Source organism: Ewingella allii (assembly GCF_044430645.1).
GTDB classification, from domain to species: domain Bacteria; phylum Pseudomonadota; class Gammaproteobacteria; order Enterobacterales; family Enterobacteriaceae; genus Ewingella; species Ewingella allii.
This window is the reverse complement of record NZ_JAWUDN010000006.1, coordinates 138,931-159,947: the sequence shown is the minus strand read 5'-3', so window position 1 is coordinate 159,947 and position 21,017 is coordinate 138,931. Positions and strand designations below refer to the sequence as shown.

The window sequence follows — 21,017 nt, the reverse complement described above, 5'->3', positions numbered from 1 at the left end:
ATCCGTTGATGAAAGCATTACAGATACCGATAACACATTTTGACCTGAGCGTAAATTTACGCGCCAAGGTCTGGGGGACAGGTCAAACTTAGAACGCGATCACATCGGCTGCTGCCGGACCGTGAGCCACGCTGCGGTAGGTGGTGAACTCTACGCGCTGGCCAGCATTCAAAGATTTATTGCCTGTATTAGCAATAGAGGCGCGCTGAACATAAATTTCAGACGTACCGTCGAGAGGGCAAATAAAACCATAGCCTTTAGCTTGATTGTACCATTTAACTAAACCCATTTTTAACATCATAATTGTAGATCCTTTATTTTGGGCATCCATGAACACGCTTTTTATTATTGTTCGGATGCGCTTGCCCACTCTAAAGTTATTTTTTTATAAAAACCTCTAATGAGCGATTGTGAAATAATTTATTCGTTTTTTTCGCCTTATAGTTCAGCATCTTAATTCTTTGATTAAGATTTTCTGCCATAAAACGTTTAGGGCCAATCGAGTAGATTGATTACTTATGGGGAGGTACTTAGAAGGTTCGACTTGAAGAGGAATCGTTTTATCAAAGATAACGTCTTGGGAGGAACTGCTAGATTGTAAACTCGGACATAAATAGCTCTGCATCACAGGCCGGACTGCATTTACTCACAACTCAAATGTAATAGCAACACCTATAAATTAAATAAATATTTAAAACGCCAACATTGAATTATATTCTATACAAATCAGATGATTAACTGGGAATTTTATTATTTTTTTAATTTGAAGAAATGTAAACAAGGCCTACCCTGAGAAGCAATAGGCTATTTTTTCGCGATAACTTGGTCGATTTTTGCCAACAGGCGGGCTGTATCAGCGTCGGAAATGTGGGCATTAACCGGCAAATACCACCAATTTGGCTGGGCAAAACTTCTGCATTTAACAGCGTCTTTTTCCGTCATCAATAGAGTTTGTTCAGCACCGACCAGAGCACTAAGTTGCTCGGATTGGTAATTTTGATGATCGGCAAAAGCGAACTCGGCTTGCGTGGTTACTTGAAGGTTTTCCAGCGTGGCGAAGAAGCGCGGAGGGTGCCCAATACCCGCCATGGCAACCACCTGTGGCAAAGAGGTGGCATCGCGCTGTTCACCCGTTAGCAAGTTGACGGCCATTCCCGGCTGCAAGTGCATGGCGATTTCGCCCGGCTCGCTCTGCCCGCCATTGGTGATAACGGCGTCGACAGAACGCAGGCGCGATGCCCTTTCGCGCATTGGCCCGGCGGGTAACCACCAGCCGTTGCCGAAACGGCGTATGCCATCAACCACCACAATTTCTAAATCACGCTGCAAAGCGTAATGTTGCAGGCCGTCGTCGGTGACAATCACGTCGAGCTGATTATTCTTGAGCAGCGCTTTTACCGCATCGGAGCGAACTGGGGATACCGCCACCGGGGCGCCGGTGCGCTGATAAATCAGCACAGGCTCATCGCCCGCTTCGGCCGTTTGGGTATTTGCATCAAGCACCAACGGATAAGTCTCTGACTTACCGCCGTAGCCGCGAGAAACTACGCCTGCGTGTAAACCCTGACGCTGTAACAGTTCAATCAACCAAATCACCACCGGCGTTTTCCCATTGCCACCGGCAGTGAGATTACCGACCACGATAATCGGGACAGGCGAGCGCCAACTCTTTTTCCACCCCTTTCTATAGCAGAGCCGTAACCCGCAGGTTATCAGCCCGTACAGCCATGAAAGAGGCAGTAACAGTAGATAAAGTGGCGACTTACCTGACCAGATTCGCTCTATCATTGGCCAAACTGCATCCGGTGCAACTGGGCATAAGCGCCGCGCATCTCAAGCAGCTCGGCGTGGGAACCGCGTTCAACCACTCGACCATCTTCAATTACCAGAATTTCATCGGCTTTTTCAATAGTTGAGAGACGGTGCGCAATCACCAGCGAAGTACGGTTCTTTTGCAGCTCGTCAAGCGCGGCTTGAATCGCACGCTCTGACTCCGTATCCAGCGCCGAGGTTGCTTCATCGAGGATCAGCACCGGCGAGTCACGCAGCAGAGCACGGGCAATAGCAATACGCTGGCGCTGGCCGCCAGACAGCAGCACGCCGTTCTCGCCAATTACCGTATCGAGACCGTTATCCATTTTATTAATGAAGTCCATGGCATAGGCCATTTTGGCGGCTTTCTCAATCTCTTCGCGGCTGAAGACGTCGGTGCGCGCATAGGCAATGTTATTAGCAATAGTATCGTTAAAGAGGTGAACGTTTTGCGATACCAAAGCCACCTGATTACGCAGCGATGACAGCGTGTATTCACGCAAATCATGGCCATCCATCAGGATTTGGCCTTCCTGAATGTCGTAGAAACGCGTCATCAGGCTGGCAATGGTCGATTTACCCGAGCCAGAACGCCCTACCAGAGCAACAGTACGGCCCGCCGGGATGGTGAAAGCCACATCGCGCAGCGCTGGCGCATCGCGCCCAGGATAGGTAAAGGTGACGTTTTTGAATTCAATATCACCTTTGGCGCGCTCAACGACACGTTTACCTTCATCCTTTTCCTGCTCCATATCGAGGATAGAGAACAGCGTCTGGCAAGCTGCCATACCGCGCTGGAATTGGGCATTAACGTTGGTCAGTGATTTCAATGGGCGCATTAAAGCAATCATGGAAGAGAACACGACAGTGATAGTACCGGCGCTCAGTGTTTCCATCACAGACGGGAAGCTGGCGGCATAAAGAACAAATGCCAGCGCCAGAGAGGCGATAAGCTGAATAATCGGGTCAGAAATCGATGATGCCGACACCAAACGCATACCCTGCTGACGCATGCGGTTGCTAACAGAATCGAAACGCTCAGTTTCCACTTTCTGCCCGCCAAAGATCAGCACTTCTTTATGACCTTTGAGCATCTGCTCGGCGCTGGTTGTAACATGACCCATGGTGTTCTGCATGTTTTTGCTGATATCGCGAAAACGCTTTGAAACCAGACGGATAACAATCGAGACAATCGGCGCAATCACCACCAAAATGATCGAAAGCTGCCAGCTGTAGTAGAACATCATGATGAACAGGCCAATAATCGATGCACCTTCGCGCACTACTGTTACCAGCGCGCTTGAAGAAGAAGAGGCAACCTGCTCGGAATCATAAGTAATACGTGACAGCAAGGTGCCCGTAGACTGTTGGTCGAAGAAGGCGACCGGCATGCCCATCATATGGCCAAACAGACGGCGACGCATCTGCATCACCACTTTGCCCGATACCCAAGAAATGCAGTAGCTGGAAACATAGCCACTGATCCCTCGCACAATCATTAATGCGATTACCGCCAGCGGCATCCAAAGCAAGATAGAGCGATCGGCTTTGCCAAAACCATCATCCAGCAGAGGTTTCAACAGCGACAGCATGAAGGTGTCACTGGCGGCGTTCGCCACCAGCGCAACAGCCGCCGCGATAAGCCCTGCTTTGAAAGGGGTAATCATCGGCCAAAGGCGGCGGAATGTCTGCCAGGTGGAGAGATCTTTATCATTCATAATGCATTATTAACCAGCAGCGAAAGAAACAGCGGCCCATTCTACTCATTATCGCCTGATACGCCAAACCGACGATGATACCAACGAGGAAATATTTGCTCTCTGAATCCTTCTACGCGCCAATATTTGTCATAAAAATGAACAGATAACTGGCCTGAGCTTGAGGTATCGCGCCAGGCTAGTCTGGCATTTCGATACCTTGCCATCACTTTTTGCGCGGGGAGATGCCACTTATTGAAGCGAGAAGAGGAAGAAATCGCCAGTTCCGGTGCGACAGCGCGCAAAAACGGCGGTGTTGATGACGTATTGCTGCCATGATGAGGAACCTGCAGCACCGAAGAGCCTAAGGCCCCGCGATATCTTGAAACAATTTTGCGTTCAGCGCCTGATTCAATATCTCCGGTCAGTAAAACACTGAAATTCCCGTCACTGACCCTCACGACGCAGCTGTCATCATTGCCGGACATGATTCCCGCCCTTTCCGGCCAAAGCGCAGCAAAGGACAGCCCTTGCCAATCCCAAGTAATACCAGCATGGCAAGGCAGTGGTGAACCTATCACGCTTTCCCTTAGAGTCGCCGAAGGAAATGCCCGCATTATGGCGTCTAAACCACCGCGATGGTCGGCGTGAGCATGGCTAATAATGATCTGTTCAAGTTGAATATTGCGCCATCTGATCAAGGGTAGGATATTCATCTCGGCCGCCGAACCCGTCTCCCAGCGATTCCCAGTATCATATAACACCCCCTTGCCGTTTTTGCTGATCAACATGGCAAGGCCATGGCCGACATCCACCATGTCCACACGCCAATTCTCTCCATCCGTCCTGTAGAACCAGACCATTAGCACCGAGGCCAGGCCTATTACGGTGGCGGGGAAAATCCTAAGCCACCCCAGGCGCCAGACAATCACACTCCCCCACCCTGCCAAAGTGAGTGCGACGGCTGGCTCACTTAAATAGAACCAGCCACCTGAGAATCTCTGCACGCCCCAAAATACCAGCGACAAGCTCTGGTCTGCCATTAACCACATTTTCTCTGTAACAAGGGATGGCAGTGCGCCTGAGCAAATTACGCCTAGCAGTACCAAGGGCACGGTAAATAGCGAAACGATAGGCACGGCCCACATATTCGCGGCGAAAGAAGAGAGATTGACGCCGTGGAACAGGCCGACTTGGAGAGGTAGCAGCAAAATCGTCATTCCCAGCTGCAAATGGGCCCAGCGCACCGCAGCCCAGCGCCATGAGTGCCCGATTCGATGCGGTAAAGGCGCCCACTGAAACCAGAAGATCAGGGCCGCCACCGCAAAACAGGAGAGCCAGAAGCTATCCGAAAGAATACTCATCGGGTCGCTAATCACTATTAGCGCGACGCACCACAGCCATATTTGCCACGGATGGCATTTAACTCGCATGAATCGCAATAGCAGCCATAGTGAAAGCGCCACGGCGGCCCTCACGGCGGGGGCGTTACCTCCTGCCAACCAGGTGTAGGTCAGCAGGAATAACTCGCTGGCGATGAGTGGGAAGCGATAATCGATATATTTAATCGGTAATAAGAATTGCAGCGCTCGCGCCAACACATAGCCAAACCAGGCCGCTATGCCGATGTGCAGCCCTGAGATAGCAATCAGATGAGCAATGCCTGTTCGCTGCATCAGCATTTTGTCTTCGGCTTTTATCAGCCCCTTCTCGCCAAAGGCTAAAGCCATTAGCACCGCGCTGTTCCCCAAGGGAGTGATAGCCTGTTGCACGTGAGAAATTAGACGCTGGCGCAGACTGCATTCGGGGCTGATGAGCGTTCTGCTGCTGATCCTGCCAGTTAAAGGCCAGCGGTTGGCTAATGCCCAGCGCTGGCTATCGAACCCACCCTCATTTAGCAGGGCGTGGACTGGGCGTAAATTGACGCTTAGCTGCCACTTTTGGCCAGCGCAGAAGTTACCCTCCCCCTCCCAACGACTGCGAAAATAAATCGGAGGAAAAAGTAACTCACCGTCGACTCTTTCAATTTTATAGATGACTAACTGACTACCTGATTGATGCAAATTTATCGTTTTTAGCTCGGCAATCACCTCTTTCTTGCCCAGACTCAGGCTCTCGGTTTGCTTAAGTAAATAGTGTCCATTGTGCGTCCCCCACAGCATGCTCAGCAAAATAATGGCGACAAGTAGCGACAATCTACGGTTAATCCACCCACAGCCTATCACGCCAAGGGCCATGAAAAGACAGGCATAGAAGCCCGGCAGTTGGGGAAGAAAAATCAGTGGCAGCATTCCGGCGATCGCAGCCAGCGCTATCTCATCCATTGAGATTTTGATGTGGCGTCCTTACTGCATTAGTTGGCGAGAGATAAAAACTCGTTGCTGTTTTTTCCAGCAAAATAGGTTGGCGGAAGTATGATTTTGCGGGAGGAGGAGAACAAGAGGCAGAGAGGAAGGATGCGAGACGTCACGCAATTGTGGAGCGAGATAAGCACAAATAAAAAAACGGTGTCTTAAAAAGACACCGTTTTTGGTTCGCTATAGGCATAATTTATGTCAGACCGAAGTCTTAACCATAAATATTCGCGCGATCGCGCAACTCTTTGCCCGGCTTGAAATGCGGAACGTACTTACCGTCCAACTCCACTTTGTCGCCAGTTTTTGGGTTACGACCAACACGCGGAGCACGGTAGTGAAGAGAAAAACTGCCAAACCCACGGATCTCAATGCGTTCGCCATCAGCTAAAGTTGCAGCCATATGTTCAAGCATCTCTTTCACTGCATCCTCAATGGCTTTCGCCGGGACATGAGAGTGCTGGCCAGCAAGTCTTTCAATAAGTTCAGACTTGGTCATATTACCTCCAAGCTTTGCAGCTAAACTACCGTTTCGGGGCGGTATAAATACCGCCCCCCGTCATTACTCGCCTTTTGCCGCTTTGAACGCTTCAGCCATAGCATTAGAGAAGTTGCTTTCGTCTGGTTTGTTGTTAACCACGGCGATTGCTTCTTTCTCGTCTGACTCATCCTTAGCACGGACGGACAGGCTTACTACGCGGTTCTTACGATCAACACCGGTGAATTTAGCTTCAACTTCATCACCAACGCTCAGAACCAGAGTTGCGTCTTCAATACGGTCGCGAGAAGCTTCAGAAGCACGCAGGTAACCTTCTACGCCGCCTGCCAATTCAACTGTAGCACCTTTGGCGTCAACTGCTGTGACTTTACCAGTAACAATAGTACCTTTCTTGTTAACAGACAGGTAGTTATTGAATGGATCTTCAGCCAGTTGCTTCACGCCCAGGGAGATACGCTCGCGCTCTGCGTCAACTTGCAGAACAACAGCTGCGATTTCGTCGCCTTTTTTGTATTCACGTACTGCTTCTTCGCCTGCAACGTTCCAGGAGATGTCAGACAGGTGAACCAGGCCGTCGATGCCGCCGTCCAGACCAATGAAGATACCGAAGTCAGTGATTGACTTGATTTTACCTTCAACACGGTCGTTTTTGTTGTGAGTTTCTGCGAATTGCTGCCATGGGTTAGCTTTACATTGCTTCAGACCCAGGGAGATACGACGACGTTCTTCGTCGATATCCAGAACCATAACTTCAACTACATCGCCCACGTTAACAACTTTAGATGGGTGAATGTTTTTGTTAGTCCAGTCCATTTCAGAAACGTGAACCAGACCTTCAACGCCTTCTTCGATTTCTACGAAGCAGCCGTAATCAGTCAGGTTAGTAACGCGACCAGTCAGTTTAGTACCTTCTGGGTAACGTTTAGCGATAGCAACCCATGGATCTTCGCCCAGCTGTTTCAGGCCAAGGGATACACGAGTACGCTCACGGTCAAATTTCAGAACTTTAACAGTGATTTCGTCGCCAACGTTGACGATTTCGCTTGGGTGTTTAACACGTTTCCAAGCCATATCAGTGATGTGCAACAGGCCATCAACGCCGCCCAGATCAACGAATGCACCGTAGTCAGTGAGGTTCTTAACGATACCTTTAACTTCCATGCCTTCCTGCAGGTTTTCCAGCAGTTGATCGCGCTCTGCGCTGTTCTCAGACTCAATTACTGCACGGCGAGAAACAACAACGTTGTTGCGTTTCTGGTCCAGTTTGATGACTTTGAACTCAAGATCTTTGCCTTCGAGATGCAGCGTGTCGCGTACCGGACGAACGTCTACCAGTGAACCTGGCAGGAACGCACGAATACCGTTCAGCTCAACAGTGAAACCGCCCTTAACTTTACCGTTGATAACACCGGTAACAGTTGCAGCTTCTTCGTAAGCTTTTTCCAGCATCAGCCATGCTTCATGACGTTTAGCTTTTTCACGGGACAGCAGAGTTTCACCGAAGCCGTCTTCAACAGCGTCCAGCGCAACATCAACTTCGTCGCCAACCTGGATTTCCAGTTCGCCCTGTGCGTTTTTGAACTGCTCTGCTGGAATAGCGGACTCAGATTTCAGACCGGCGTCAACCAGTACTACGTCTTTGTCGATAGACACAACAACGCCACGAACGATGGAACCCGGACGGGTTTCGATTGTTTTTAAGGATTCTTCAAAGAGTTGAGCAAAAGATTCAGTCATGTTGATAATCTTTAGGTTCTTAAGTTTAACGTCCATCTGGCATCCTGCTGGATGGGGTTGTTTCAAATGCCCCGCTACAGATCCTTGCGGCGAGGTTAAAAAAAACTATAGCTAAAACTGGCGCTGAACCTTTATTCAGCACCAGTTAACAAGCTCGATCACCGGGTTTGTTTTTGCGGCAATCCTAGAATTTCAGTGGCATAAGCCAGCGCACGTTGGATAACTTCGTCGATCGACATGCTGGTTGAATCCAGCAAAAGCGCGTCAGAAGCAGCGACCAAAGGCGCTATAGCACGATTACGGTCACGGTCATCCCGTTCCTTTATCTCGGCTAAAAGACGTTCAAAGTTAACACTAAAGCCTTTTTCCTGCAACTGTAGCATTCTTCTGTTTGCACGTTCTTCCGCACTGGCGTCTAAGAATATCTTTACCGGCGCGTCGGGGAACACCACGGTGCCCATATCTCGGCCATCGGCAATCAGCCCTGGGGCCTCGCGAAATGCGCGCTGACGGCGCAATAACGCTTCGCGAACCCGAGGGAAAGCGGCAGCCTGTGACGCGGTGTTTCCTACCGTTTCGGTGCGGATTTCATTACTGACATCCTCACCTTCTAAAATCACTTTTAATTGCCCATCCTGAGCCACAAAACGCACATCAAGATGTGCGGCAAGCGGCACCAAAGCATCTTCAGAGACAATATCAACCTGATGATGTAAAGCAGCCAGTGCTAAAACGCGATAAATGGCACCAGAGTCCAGCAAACGCCATTCCAGAGCCTCTGCCAGCGCCTTGCACAAGGTGCCTTTACCTGCGCCACTTGGCCCATCAACGGTAATTACCGGGGCTAAAGCCGTCATTTCTGTCTCCTTTGGGTGGGGTAAACCCTCATCATTAACCCGATAAGGCTAATTCAGGAGCGGCATTATACGCTGCCTTTGCGTCAACTGTTACCCCACATCATCCAGTTGGCGAAAAAGCAGACTATGTCTGAAGAAGAATAGTTCATTACTGCATAAAAAAACGGGCATCGACTGATGCCCGTTATCGCTGAAACCCAGATACAGCTTGAGAATTACGCCAGAGTGCTGATGCTAGCCAGTCTGTCGAAATAGTCAGGGAAAGTTTTCGCGGTGCATTTCGGGTCAAGAATGGTCACCGGCGTATCCGACAGCGCCACCAGCGAGAAGCACATCGCCATGCGGTGGTCGTTATAGGTGCCAATCTCGGCGAAAGTCAGAGACTGCGGCGGCTCAACGCGGATGTAATCCTCGCCTTCCTCAACGGTTGCTCCCACTTTGCGCAGCTCAGTAGCCATTGCCGCCAGACGGTCAGTCTCTTTTACGCGCCAGTTGTAGATGTTGCGCAACGTGGTCGGGCCTTGTGCGAATAGCGCGGTGGTGGCAATCGTCATGGCGGCGTCAGGAATATGGTTCATATCCATATCAATCCCGGTCAGAGAGCCACGAGAGCATTCAATATAATCTTCAGCCCAGGTGATTTTCGCACCCATTTTCTCCAGCACGTCGGCAAAGCGAATGTCGCCCTGCATGCTGTTTTTACCAATGCCGGTCACGCGAACGGTGCCGCCTTTGATGGCTGCCGCGGCCAGGAAGTAAGAAGCTGAAGAAGCGTCACCCTCGACTAAATAGGTGCCTGGAGAGACATAGGTCTGCTGGCCTTTGATGCGGAACTCTTGGTAGTTCTGGTTCTCTACCGTCACGCCGAAAGTCTTCATCAGATTCAGAGTGATATCGATGTAAGGCTTGGAAACCAAATCACCTTTGATGCGAATAGTGGTATTTGCCGCCGCCAGAGGCGCGGTCATCAGCAACGCGGTCAAGAACTGGCTGGAAACGCTGCCATCTACCGTAACTTCGCCGCCTTTGAATCCACCGCGCAGGCGCACGGGTGGGTAATCTTCTTGTTCGAGGTACTCAATCTCCGCTCCGCCCTGACGCAAAGCATCAACCAGATGGCCAATTGGGCGCTCTTTCATGCGCGGCTCGCCGGTCAGCACCACGTCATGCGCGCCGAGGCACAGGGCTGCGGCCAGAGGACGCATCGCGGTGCCCGCATTACCTAAAAACAGCTCTAAGGCTTCAGAAGGCTGGAAAGCTCCCCCTAAGCCGTCAATATCACAATGCGTGCGATCTGCTGACAGGCGGTGAATCACGCCCAGTTTGGTGAGCGCGTTGAGCATGTGACGCACATCGTCACTGTCGAGTAAGTTATTTAAGCGGGTTGTACCCTGGGCAAAGGCCGCCAGCAAAAGTGCACGGTTGGAAACACTTTTTGAGCCCGGTAAATTGATAGTGCCGTTAACCAATGCAACGGGTTGTAATGTCAGGGATTCCACGCTTTCTCCATTATTCTTTATTCATAAAATGACCCCGGATTTCAGGCCGGGGTCATTTTCAAGCCATGCTGCGCACGGCGATTATTACAGATGATTAACCGTGGCTTTTCTCGAAATCAGCCATAAAGTCGGTCAATGCTTTAACACCTTCAATCGGCATCGCGTTATAAATCGATGCGCGCATTCCGCCAACAACGCGGTGCCCTTTCAGAGCATGCAGGCCCGCTTTCTGCGACTGCTCTAAGAACAGTTTGTCCAGAGACGCATCCGCCATTTGGAAAGGAACGTTCATCCACGAACGGTTGGCCTGAGCCACGTCGTTACGATAAAAATCAGAACGGTCGATAGTGCCATAGAGTAATTCAGCTTTCGCCCGATTACGCTTCTCCATTTCGCGCAGGCCGCCCTGCTCTTTCAGCCATTTGAAGACCATGCCAGACAGATACCAGGCGAAGGTCGGCGGCGTGTTAAACATGGAGTCATTTTCAGCCAGCACGGTGTAATCAAGAATCGAAGGCAATTCTTTGCGAGCACGGCCCAGCAAATCTTCGCGCACGATCACCAGTGTCAGGCCAGCCGGGCCGATGTTTTTCTGCGCACCGGCATAAATCACGCCAAAACGGTTCACGTCTACCGGACGAGATAAAATAGATGACGAGTAGTCAGCAATGACCAGTTTGTCGCCAAAGTCAGGCACTTCATCAATAGCGACGCCATCAATGGTTTCATTGGGGCAGTAGTGAACATAGGCGGCATCTTTGTTCAACGCCCATTGGCTCATCGGCAAAATGCCGCGTTTGCCGTCGACGGTGGTTGTCACATCAATAACGTTTGGCGTGCAGTATTTCTGTGCTTCGTTGACCGCGCTATGTGCCCAGTAGCCGCCGTCAATATAGTCAGCAGTGGTTTTATCACCCAGTAAGTTCAGTGGGATCGCAGCGAACTGCGCGCGCGCGCCGCCGTGGCAGAACAGGACTTTGTAGTTCGAGGGGATATTCATCAGCTCGCGGATATCACGTTCCGACTCTTCGGCAACCTGAATAAACTCTTTACTACGGTGACTGATTTCCATCACCGACGTGCCCAAACCATGCCAATTACATAATTCTTGTTGCGCACGACGTAACACTTCTGCCGGGATCATTGCCGGACCTGCACTGAAATTATAAACCTGAGTCATTTCCCCTCACCACTCCACTGAGCTAACCATCAATACAATCAATTTAACGGTTTTATCATTCGAAACAAGCAGTCTGCAACGCTTATTGTTCCTGAGAGCAGGATCACATTGCTGTCACCCGAATATCGCCCCATTCACCGCGTTTAAATCGTTAAAAAATGAAAAATAAAGACTATGTTGCTAATGCTTTATCACGCGCACGCAATAGCTGTATGAATACGTGGAGCTATAGGCCAAAACCCCGTATCATTGCGCGTTTTTAGAACGCTCAAAAGTGAACTCAATGACGCAAACTTTTATTCCTGGTAAAGACGCCGCGCTGGAAGACTCTATTTCCCGCTTCCAACAAAAACTCGCCGACCTCGGTTTCAATATTGAAGAAGCTTCATGGCTGAATCCTGTACCCCACGTTTGGTCGGTACATATTCGCGATCGCGACTGCCCGCTCTGCTTTACCAACGGTAAAGGTGCCAGTAAAAAAGCGGCATTGGCTTCTGCCTTAGGTGAATATTTCGAGCGTCTGTCGACCAACTATTTCTTCGCCGATTTCTATCTGGGTAAAGAGATTGCCAATGGCGATTTCGTGCATTATCCAAACGAGAAATGGTTCCCAATCCCAGCAGATAACAGCCTGCCAGCGGGGATTTTGGATGAGCGTCTGCATGATTTTTATGATGCCGATAAAGAGCTTACCGGCAGCGATTTGGTAGATCTGCAGTCCGGCAACCCGGAGCGCGGGATCTGCGCCCTGCCGTTCACTCGCCAATCTGACCTGCAAACCGTCTATATCCCGATGAACATCATCGGCAACTTATACGTTTCCAACGGCATGTCTGCGGGTAACACCGCTAACGAAGCGCGCGTTCAGGGGCTGTCCGAAGTTTTCGAGCGTTACGTTAAAAACCGCATTATCGCTGAGTCAATCAGCCTGCCGGAAATCCCTGCTGAGGTGCTGGCACGCTATCCGGGCGTGGTTGAAGCCATTGCCAAGCTGGAAGAAGAAGGTTTCCCAATCCTTTCTTATGACGCCTCTCTGGGCGGCAACTATCCGGTTATCTGCGTAGTGCTGTTCAACCCATCCAATGGTACCTGTTTCGCCTCTTTCGGCGCGCACCCGGACTTTGGCGTGGCGCTGGAACGTACCGTGACCGAGCTGCTGCAAGGTCGTAGCTTGAAAGATCTGGATGTGTTTACTGCACCCACCTTTGATGATGAAGAAGTGGCTGAACACGCCAACTTGGAAACTCACTTCATCGATTCAAGCGGCCTGATCTCATGGGACATGTTCAAGCAAGATGCGGACTATCCGTTTGCAGACTGGAGCTTCAGCGGCACCACCGAAGAAGAGTTCGCCACGCTGATGGCAATCTTCGATAAAGAAGATGCTGAAGTGTATATCGCTGATTACGAGCACTTAGAGGTTTACGCGTGCCGCATCATCGTGCCTGGCATGTCAGACATCTACCCGGCGGAAGACTTGCTGTTAGCCAACAACAGCATGGGCGCTCACCTGCGCGAGCAGCTGTTGGCTCTGCCAGACAGTGATTTCTCACAGGAAACCTATCTGGAAATGATCACCCAGATGGACGACGAAGGTCTGGACGACTTCACCCGCGTTCGCGAGTTGCTGGGCATTGCCAGCGGCAAAGATAACGGCTGGTACACCCTGCGCGTGGGTGAGCTGAAATCCATGCTGGCCTTGGCCGGCGGCGACTTGGATCAGGCACTGACCTGGGCCGAGTGGGCGCACGAGTTTAACTCGTCCGTGTACAGCGATGAGCGCAACAACTATTACCGTTGCTTGCAAACCCTGCTGCAACTCTCATTGGAAGAAGATCGCGACCCGGCCCAGTATTATGGCGCCTTCGTCAAAATGTACGGTCAGGATGCTGTCGATCACGCCTCGGCTGCGATCAGCGGTGAAGAGCGTTTCTATGGGCTGTTTGCTGTCGATGCTGACCTGAAAGCCCTGCCGTCCCATCAAGGGCTGCTGGCGGCCTATGAAAAGCTGCAGGCGGCTAAACGCCGTCACTGGCTGAAGAAGTAATTCGCTTTACTCTTTCTTGAGCAAATCCAAACCGGTAGCCCAGTCTGCCGGTTTTTTTAATCCTAAATATCAAAAATCTGGAACCGTTTTTTTGCATTAAAAACCATCGATATGATTATTTGACTACACATTCAATTTGCTGCTTAATTTTATGCCTTAACTATTTTTAATTTCCCCGCTTATTTTTTATTTCACTTCTGCTAATCATTAAAAAAAAATCGCAGATAATATGCACAATAAGAAATGATTTCATTACATTGCCCTTTAAACTTTAACATTTCGTTCTCACCCTCAAAAATGCAATTCAACTTTTTTTGTAAGATTTAAAATGTTTTTATTTGTTATTTTTCAAAAAGATAAAGCATCATTTACTCCTTTGGTATAAGCTCCCAGCTCGGATATAACCCCCCCTTATGATCCAAGTCAATTTTTACGTTATACTGCTTTGCTAGTATCTCGTTGTGCAGTAGATAACCCTTACAGAGAGAGTTACTGTGAAAGCTGACAACCCCTTCAATTTATTGTTACCCGCAGCTACAGCGAAAGTCGCCGAAGATGCTGGTGTTTATAAAGCCACTAAACAACCGCTGAAAACATTCTATTTAGCGATAACCGCTGGTGTCTTTATCTCAATTGCATTTGTTTTCTATATCACCTCTACCACAGGCACTGCAGCCGTCCCTTACGGTCTGGCTAAATTAGTCGGTGGTATCTGCTTCTCTCTCGGCCTGATGTTGGTCGTGGTGTGCGGAGCTGACCTTTTCACTTCTACGGTACTGATCGTGATAGCCAAGGCCAGCGGCCGAATCACATGGGGCCAATTGGCGTGTAACTGGGTCAATGTCTATATTGGTAACTTGATTGGCGCGTTGTTCTTTGTCGCCCTTATCTGGTTCTCTGGTGAATATATGGTTGATAACGGCCTTTGGGGGCTTAATGTCCTACAAACCGCCGACCATAAAATGCATCACACATTCATCGAAGCCGTATGCCTCGGCATTCTGGCTAACCTGATGGTCTGTCTGGCGGTGTGGATGAGTTACTCAGGCCGCAGCCTGATGGACAAAATGTTCGCCATGATCCTCCCTGTCGGCATGTTCGTTGCCAGCGGCTTCGAACACAGCATCGCCAACATGTTTATGATCCCTCTCGGTATCGTGATTAAAAACTTCGCTTCCCCTGAGTTCTGGCAGGCGATTGGTACCACACCTGCACAGTTTGCAGAGTTGAATATCAGTAACTTTATCATCGACAACCTGATCCCAGTCACCATCGGCAACATCATTGGTGGCGGTTTAATGGTCGGATTGACGTACTGGGTAATTTATCTCCGTGATGAGCAAAAACACTAAGTTCTGTGAATTGCTGGTCATAACAAGTTTACAAACCGATTTATAAAGAAAGCCAAATTAGAAGGTAGGTGCATAATGTCCAAGCTCAATGAAAAATTGACCAACGCATGGCAAGGTTTTAGTGCTGGCGAATGGCAGAATGAAGTTAACGTCCGTGACTTCATTCAGAAAAACTACACCCCGTATGAAGGTGATGAGTCTTTCTTAGCTGGCGCAACTGAAGCGACTTCTACCCTGTGGGAAAAAGTGATGGAAGGCATCAAACTGGAGAACAGCACCCACGCTCCAGTTGATTTTGATACCGATGTCGCGGCAACTATCACCTCTCACGATGCGGGCTACATCAACAAATCTCTTGAGACCATCGTCGGTCTGCAGACTGATGCTCCTCTGAAACGTGCCCTGATCCCATTCGGCGGCATTAAGATGGTTGAAGGTTCATGTAAAGTTTATGGTCGTGAACTGGATCCAGCGCTGAAAAAAGTCTTCACCGAATACCGTAAAACTCACAACCAAGGCGTTTTCGATGTTTACACCAAAGACATCCTGAACTGCCGTAAATCCGGTGTTCTGACCGGTCTGCCAGATGCCTACGGCCGTGGCCGTATCATCGGTGACTACCGTCGCGTTGCGCTGTACGGTATTGATTACCTGATGGCTGACAAATACGCACAGTTCCAGTCTCTGCAAAATGACCTGGAAAATGGCGTAAATCTGGAAATGACCATCCAACTGCGCGAAGAGATTTCTGAGCAACACCGCGCACTGGGCCAGATTAAAGAAATGGCAGCGAAATATGGCTACGACATTTCAGGTCCTGCAACTAACGCACAAGAAGCTGTTCAGTGGACTTACTTCGGCTACCTGGCCGCGGTTAAATCTCAGAACGGTGCAGCAATGTCCTTCGGACGCGTATCTACCTTCCTTGACGTGTTCATCGAGCGTGATATCAAAGCTGGCACTCTGACTGAAGAAGCTGCACAAGAGCTGATTGACCACTTGGTTATGAAACTGCGTATGGTTCGCTTCCTGCGTACTCCTGAATACGATGAACTGTTCTCCGGTGACCCAATCTGGGCAACGGAATCTCTGGCAGGTATGGGCGTTGACGGCCGTACTCTGGTGACCAAAAACAGCTTCCGCTTCCTGAACACGCTGTACACCATGGGTCCTTCACCGGAACCAAACATGACCATCCTGTGGTCTGAAAAACTGCCACTGAACTTCAAAAAATACGCAGCGAAAGTCTCAATCGATACTTCATCCGTACAGTATGAAAACGATGACCTGATGCGTCCTGACTTCAACAACGATGACTACGCAATTGCTTGCTGCGTAAGCCCAATGGTTGTTGGTAAACAAATGCAGTTCTTCGGCGCACGTGCCAACCTGGCGAAAACCATGTTGTACGCCATCAATGGCGGCGTTGATGAAAAAATGAAAATCCAGGTTGGCCCGAAAGAAGCGCCAATGATGGATGAAGTGCTGGACTATGACAAAGTTATGGCCCGCATGGACCACTTCATGGACTGGTTGGCTAAACAGTACGTGACTGCCCTGAACATCATTCACTACATGCACGACAAATACAGCTACGAAGCTGCATTGATGGCGCTGCACGACCGTGATGTTTATCGCACAATGGCGTGTGGTATCGCAGGCCTGTCCGTGGCTGCTGACTCCCTGTCTGCAATCAAATACGCCAAAGTGACGACCATTCGTGACGAAGACGGTCTGGCGACTGACTTCAAAATCGAAGGTGAATATCCGCAGTTCGGTAACAACGATTCTCGTGTAGATGACATCGCTTGTGACCTGGTAGAACGTTTCATGAAGAAAATTCAGAAACTGCGTACCTACCGCGGCGCTGTGGCAACTCAGTCTGTTCTTACCATCACCTCTAACGTGGTTTACGGTAAGAAAACCGGTAACACGCCAGATGGTCGCCGCGCCGGTGCTCCATTCGGTCCGGGTGCTAACCCAATGCACGGTCGTGACCAGAAAGGTGCCGTTGCCTCTCTGACCTCCGTCGCTAAACTGCCGTTTGCTTACGCGAAAGACGGTATTTCATACACCTTCTCCATCGTGCCAAACGCGCTGGGTAAAGATGATGATGTCCGTAAAGCCAACCTTGCTGGCTTGATGGATGGTTACTTCCACCACGAATCAAACATCGAAGGCGGTCAGCACCTGAACGTCAACGTAATGAACCGTGAAATGCTGTTAGATGCGATGGAAAATCCGGAAAAATATCCGCAATTGACCATCCGTGTATCTGGTTACGCAGTGCGTTTCAACTCGCTGACCAAAGAACAACAGCAAGACGTGATCACCCGTACCTTCACCAAAACGCTGTAAGTAATACAGCGGTAAGTTAGCCGCAAAACATAAAGGCTCCACAACCGTGGAGCCTTTTTAACATCAAGCCCTGCTCTTTGATGAAGACTTTATAGAATAAGTCTGCTTTGCCAGAGTCTTAGTGACAGAGGCTTCTGGCAAAGCAAATCCGCGATGCTATAGCAATCAACCTTACTAATTGTCTGTTATTATTAACAAGTAGCAACCAGAGAATCCTCAAGGATATGGGGTTACTTTCAGTTTATCTCTGCCAGGCCAGCATCCGCGCATTTAGACTGCAACTTATTGGTCAATATTGGAGAAAAACCCGCAATGTCAGTTCAAGGTCGCATCCACTCTTATGAATCCTGTGGCACGGTAGATGGCCCAGGCATACGTTTTATTGTGTTCTTCCAGGGTTGCCTGATGCGTTGCATGTATTGCCACAACCGCGATACGTGGGACACCCATGGAGGCAAAGAGATCAATGTTGAAGATTTAATGAGTGAAGTGGTCACCTATCGCCACTTTATGAACGCCTCGGGCGGCGGGGTCACGGCTTCGGGTGGCGAAGCGATCCTGCAAGCTGAATTCGTTCGCGACTGGTTCCGCGCGTGCCAGAAAGAAGGCATCAATACCTGTCTCGACACCAACGGGTTTGTTCGTCGCTATGACCCGGTGATTGATGAGCTGCTCGACGTGACTGACTTAGTCATGCTCGACCTCAAACAGATGAACGACGATATTCACCAGAATCTGGTTGGCGTGTCGAACCACCGCACACTGGAATTCGCCCGTTATCTGGCAAAACGCAATCAGCGTACCTGGATCCGTTATGTAGTGGTTCCGGGTTGGTCGGATGATGACAAATCGGCGCATCTGCTCGGTGAGTTCACCAAAGACATGACCAACATCGAGAAGATTGAACTGCTGCCCTACCATGAGCTGGGTAAACACAAATGGACCGCCATGGGCGAGACCTATGGTTTGGACGGCGTCAACCCGCCGACTAAAGAGATCATGGACAGAGTGAAAGGCATTCTTGAAGGCTACGGCCACAAAGTGATGTACTAACCCTTCCGTATCCGCACAAATAAAAAAGCCCGAAGGTTCGGGCTTTTTTATGTCTGTTTACCGTGAGTTGGCTTTAGGCCGTCGCCACCGGAGTCTGATGTTTGTCAGCTTTACGCAGCAGAACTACCAGATAAACCAGAGCCACGGCGGCAATCATCACAAAAAGTAGACGGTCGGAATAGTTTTGCATCAGCATCGCGGTCATGGTTGGCCCGGCAAGGCTGCCGATGGTGTAACTCATCAACAGCGCCTGATTCATCGCCACCAGCTCTTCCGGATTGACCTTCTCACAGGCCCATGACATCGCCACCGGATAGAGAGTAAAGCCCGCGCAGCCGAGGATAAACAGGGTTGGCGCCATCGCATAGCCACTGAGCATCGCAATACTGCCAAGGATCACCACAAACACCTGCACACGCAGCACAATCAGGCGACCATAACGGTCGGCCAAACGCCCTACCGGCCACTGCCCGATGATCCCCGAACTGACCAGCAACGCCATCCAATATCCCACGTCAGCATCGCTCATGCCCTGATGGTTAAGGAACAGCGGCATTAAGCCGTACAGCGAGCCGAGAATAATGCCTGAAATCACGCAGCCGTTGATACCCAAGCGCGCGCTGCGACGTTTTAGCATCGGCCAAATAGAGGTGCGCGGCAGCTCGCTGTCCTGATTGGTTATCTGGGTGAACAGCAGAGGCAGGATGGAAATGGCGATAAGCGATGTCACCCACGGCAGCACGCTGAACAGTTCGGTCGAGACTATGCCGAGCATCAGCTGTCCGACCACGGTACCGATATAATAGATGATCATGTAGGCCGCCAGCAGCTGACCACGGTTACGCACTGTACCGCTGCGCAGCAGAGCACTTTCCACAATGACCCAAATCAGCGCACAGCCCACACCGGCCATAAAGCGCCAGCTGATCCAACTCCAGAAGCTCATTGACAGTGCTAGTCCGGCGGTCGCGGCGGCAAATACCATGCAGGAGAGGTAATAACTGCGGTTGAACCCTAGCTTCTTAATCACCGCACCGGCGATCAGCGTGCCCACCAGGTTGCCCGAATAATAGGATGAACTCACCAGTCCGACCTGCCAGGTAGGCAGCATTTCATGGCTGAGCCAAAGCGGCACTAGTGTACTGAGTACAGCGATAGAAACCGTCAGCAAAAGTAGCCCACATAATAATAAAATTACCGGGCGAGAGTAGGCGGACATAGGGAAGTTGGCGACCAAGAAGCGAAGAAATTGCGCGCATCATGCCACTGGCGATTTAAAAGTCAATTGGCTGAAAATCGGTATCAGCACAAACTGTGAGTCGATGATTTAAAACGCTAATCAATCCAACGCTAAGAACTCATGAAGGTTGTAATGACAAACTAATATCACCATGATAACAAACGAGTTTGCATTTACCGCAGCCGTTACAGTTATCGTTATTTATCACCGGTTGATTATGTTGATTAAAAAATATTGCCGTCCGCGGACAGGCTATTTCACACATTCTGCACAAGTTATCGAGGCGTCCCAGACACTGCTGAGAAATAACCGGACGCAGCCCGGTATCCATCACCACCGTCGCCTCTAATGGCCCGCGCTGACAGGCGTGAGTGCAAGCACCGCAAAAGTCGCACTCGGCGTACTCAATTTGCAGCGTTGCCTTGCCCTGTTCCACGGCGATGATGCCCATCGGGCAGGCATCGCGGCACTCCCCGCAGCCGTCGCACGCTTGCAAAAAAAGCGGCTCGGCGATGGCCTGTGGCGGGCGAGCGCACTGGCGAACTAACACGCCGGCATCGCGATTGTCTTCAACGGCGCGCTGGCCGGAGGCGAAGAAGCCGCGAAACAGCCCGCGACGGCTAACTTTCCGCGAACTCATCCACGCCCGGTAGTAGTTGGCATCACGCGAATCGCTCATTAACGGTAAAGCTCCTGCTCAACCACCGCCAATGGGCAGAACTGCTGCCAGCCATCCAGCGTGATTTGCGCCAGACGCGCCACGGCTTGATAAAACGGATGCACCGCGCCTTGCTCGAGCAAGGACAAATAGCGGGAAGACCAAGGCAGCAGATGCTCGGCTAAAAACGCGTCCAGATGCTGGGGATCGTTTTCCGCCAGCCAGCTGGCCATCATCAGCATTAAGCCAATGTGATCTTCGGGTTCGGCCTGAACAAGCTGAGTTTCAATGTCGCGCTGGCGCATCCACTCGCGCAGTTTGAGGGTTGAATCGCCAAACAGGACGCTCTCTTTATCCAGATAGACTGAACCCCAAGGCGAAGCCGGTAAGGCATATGGCCCGACAAACAGCCGCTGAAACGCCTCTTCGCATGACTCTTCCTCACTCAAACTTTGCTGCAATAAAGCCTCGATATCAGCTGCAGCGTTAGCCGTTAAATAGGGCCATTCGCTTTTCCACGCCCCCTCTTGCAGCCATTGGATCAGCGGGAAAACCTGCGGTGAATCGGGCGGGAAGTAAAGCAGTGCGCCTAGCACTTTGCCAGTTACGGCGATAGTTTCAGTAGACATAGTTGACTCGTTTTTAGCCCGCGCGGCCTCACGACGGCGCGGGCC

Annotated in this window: 16 protein-coding genes; 4 read left to right on the top strand and 12 right to left on the bottom strand. The window is 50.5% G+C overall.

Annotated elements, in window-relative coordinates:
- Positions 1–88: 88 nt before the first annotated feature.
- The 9 genes from SBO83_RS14655 to serC all read right to left on the bottom strand — a co-directional run bounded on the left by SBO83_RS14655 (position 89) and on the right by serC (position 11,635).
- The gene (locus SBO83_RS14655; RefSeq protein ID WP_396132010.1) at positions 89–301 is read right to left on the bottom strand and encodes a cold shock domain-containing protein; all 213 of its coding nucleotides are present in this window, start codon (positions 299–301) and stop codon (positions 89–91) included.
- 503 nt (positions 302–804) lie between these two features.
- Positions 805–1,788: a tetraacyldisaccharide 4'-kinase gene (gene lpxK / locus SBO83_RS14650; protein ID WP_396132009.1), complete on the bottom strand. Its 984-nt coding sequence runs from the start codon at positions 1,786–1,788 to the stop codon at positions 805–807.
- Complete coding sequence (msbA, locus tag SBO83_RS14645; protein ID WP_396132078.1) at positions 1,785–3,533, bottom strand: lipid A ABC transporter ATP-binding protein/permease MsbA; 1,749 nt, start codon at positions 3,531–3,533, stop codon at positions 1,785–1,787. The genes lpxK and msbA overlap by 4 nt, the downstream gene beginning before the upstream one ends.
- Positions 3,534–3,571: 38 nt before the next feature.
- A complete protein-coding gene (locus tag SBO83_RS14640) occupies positions 3,572–5,833 on the bottom strand; it encodes a ComEC family protein (protein ID WP_449536234.1) in 2,262 nt (753 codons plus the stop codon).
- A gap of 244 nt (positions 5,834–6,077) precedes the next feature.
- On the bottom strand, positions 6,078–6,362 hold the full coding sequence (gene ihfB, locus SBO83_RS14635) for an integration host factor subunit beta (RefSeq protein ID WP_034789191.1): 285 nt from the start codon (positions 6,360–6,362) through the stop codon (positions 6,078–6,080).
- A gap of 63 nt (positions 6,363–6,425) precedes the next feature.
- The gene (gene rpsA, locus SBO83_RS14630) at positions 6,426–8,099 is read right to left on the bottom strand and encodes a 30S ribosomal protein S1 (protein WP_100935605.1); all 1,674 of its coding nucleotides are present in this window, start codon (positions 8,097–8,099) and stop codon (positions 6,426–6,428) included.
- Between the two features lie 158 nt (positions 8,100–8,257).
- Positions 8,258–8,956, bottom strand: coding sequence for a (d)CMP kinase (gene cmk / locus SBO83_RS14625; RefSeq protein ID WP_353501549.1), 699 nt, complete (start codon positions 8,954–8,956; stop codon positions 8,258–8,260).
- Positions 8,957–9,171: 215 nt separating this feature from the next.
- Positions 9,172–10,455, bottom strand: a complete 1,284-nt coding sequence (gene aroA / locus SBO83_RS14620) for a 3-phosphoshikimate 1-carboxyvinyltransferase (protein ID WP_396132007.1) — start codon at positions 10,453–10,455, stop codon at positions 9,172–9,174.
- Positions 10,456–10,549: 94 nt separating this feature from the next.
- Positions 10,550–11,635 carry a 3-phosphoserine/phosphohydroxythreonine transaminase gene (serC, locus tag SBO83_RS14615; RefSeq protein ID WP_353501547.1) on the bottom strand — a complete coding sequence of 362 codons (1,086 nt, stop codon included), beginning with the start codon at positions 11,633–11,635 and terminating at the stop codon, positions 10,550–10,552.
- A 283-nt stretch (positions 11,636–11,918) separates the two neighbouring features.
- On the opposite strand from serC, the gene ycaO reads away from it, so the two are divergent.
- From ycaO to pflA, 4 genes are all read left to right on the top strand, one after another.
- On the top strand, positions 11,919–13,682 hold the full coding sequence (gene ycaO, locus SBO83_RS14610) for a 30S ribosomal protein S12 methylthiotransferase accessory factor YcaO (protein ID WP_396132006.1): 1,764 nt from the start codon (positions 11,919–11,921) through the stop codon (positions 13,680–13,682).
- A gap of 494 nt (positions 13,683–14,176) precedes the next feature.
- On the top strand, positions 14,177–15,034 hold the full coding sequence (focA, locus tag SBO83_RS14605; protein ID WP_396132005.1) for a formate transporter FocA: 858 nt from the start codon (positions 14,177–14,179) through the stop codon (positions 15,032–15,034).
- Between the two features lie 75 nt (positions 15,035–15,109).
- Positions 15,110–17,392 carry a formate C-acetyltransferase gene (pflB, locus tag SBO83_RS14600; RefSeq protein ID WP_396132004.1) on the top strand — a complete coding sequence of 761 codons (2,283 nt, stop codon included), beginning with the start codon at positions 15,110–15,112 and terminating at the stop codon, positions 17,390–17,392.
- A 312-nt stretch (positions 17,393–17,704) separates the two neighbouring features.
- On the top strand, positions 17,705–18,445 hold the full coding sequence (pflA, locus tag SBO83_RS14595) for a pyruvate formate lyase 1-activating protein (RefSeq protein WP_034789169.1): 741 nt from the start codon (positions 17,705–17,707) through the stop codon (positions 18,443–18,445).
- A 73-nt stretch (positions 18,446–18,518) separates the two neighbouring features.
- Here pflA and SBO83_RS14590 read toward each other — a convergent pair whose 3' ends face one another.
- The 3 genes from SBO83_RS14590 to dmsD form a co-directional block, all read right to left on the bottom strand.
- The gene (locus SBO83_RS14590; RefSeq protein WP_396132003.1) at positions 18,519–19,664 is read right to left on the bottom strand and encodes an MFS transporter; all 1,146 of its coding nucleotides are present in this window, start codon (positions 19,662–19,664) and stop codon (positions 18,519–18,521) included.
- Between the two features lie 139 nt (positions 19,665–19,803).
- Entirely contained in the window at positions 19,804–20,364 is a 561-nt protein-coding gene (gene napF / locus SBO83_RS14585; RefSeq protein WP_396132002.1) for a ferredoxin-type protein NapF, read from the bottom strand.
- Entirely contained in the window at positions 20,364–20,972 is a 609-nt protein-coding gene (gene dmsD, locus SBO83_RS14580; protein ID WP_396132001.1) for a Tat proofreading chaperone DmsD, read from the bottom strand. The genes napF and dmsD overlap by 1 nt, the downstream gene beginning before the upstream one ends.
- Positions 20,973–21,017 lie beyond the last annotated feature (45 nt).

Coding starts and splice junctions, on each gene's coding strand:
- SBO83_RS14655 (WP_396132010.1), bottom strand. CDS start 301: ATGATGTTAAAAATGGGTTTAGTTAAATGGTACAATCAAGCTAAAGGC.
- lpxK (WP_396132009.1), bottom strand. CDS start 1,788: ATGATAGAGCGAATCTGGTCAGGTAAGTCGCCACTTTATCTACTGTTA.
- SBO83_RS14640 (WP_449536234.1), bottom strand. CDS start 5,833: ATGGATGAGATAGCGCTGGCTGCGATCGCCGGAATGCTGCCACTGATT.
- ihfB (WP_034789191.1), bottom strand. CDS start 6,362: ATGACCAAGTCTGAACTTATTGAAAGACTTGCTGGCCAGCACTCTCAT.
- rpsA (WP_100935605.1), bottom strand. CDS start 8,099: ATGACTGAATCTTTTGCTCAACTCTTTGAAGAATCCTTAAAAACAATC.
- cmk (WP_353501549.1), bottom strand. CDS start 8,956: ATGACGGCTTTAGCCCCGGTAATTACCGTTGATGGGCCAAGTGGCGCA.
- serC (WP_353501547.1), bottom strand. CDS start 11,635: ATGACTCAGGTTTATAATTTCAGTGCAGGTCCGGCAATGATCCCGGCA.
- ycaO (WP_396132006.1), top strand. CDS start 11,919: ATGACGCAAACTTTTATTCCTGGTAAAGACGCCGCGCTGGAAGACTCT.
- pflB (WP_396132004.1), top strand. CDS start 15,110: ATGTCCAAGCTCAATGAAAAATTGACCAACGCATGGCAAGGTTTTAGT.
- pflA (WP_034789169.1), top strand. CDS start 17,705: ATGTCAGTTCAAGGTCGCATCCACTCTTATGAATCCTGTGGCACGGTA.
- SBO83_RS14590 (WP_396132003.1), bottom strand. CDS start 19,664: ATGTCCGCCTACTCTCGCCCGGTAATTTTATTATTATGTGGGCTACTT.
- napF (WP_396132002.1), bottom strand. CDS start 20,364: ATGAGCGATTCGCGTGATGCCAACTACTACCGGGCGTGGATGAGTTCG.
- dmsD (WP_396132001.1), bottom strand. CDS start 20,972: ATGTCTACTGAAACTATCGCCGTAACTGGCAAAGTGCTAGGCGCACTG.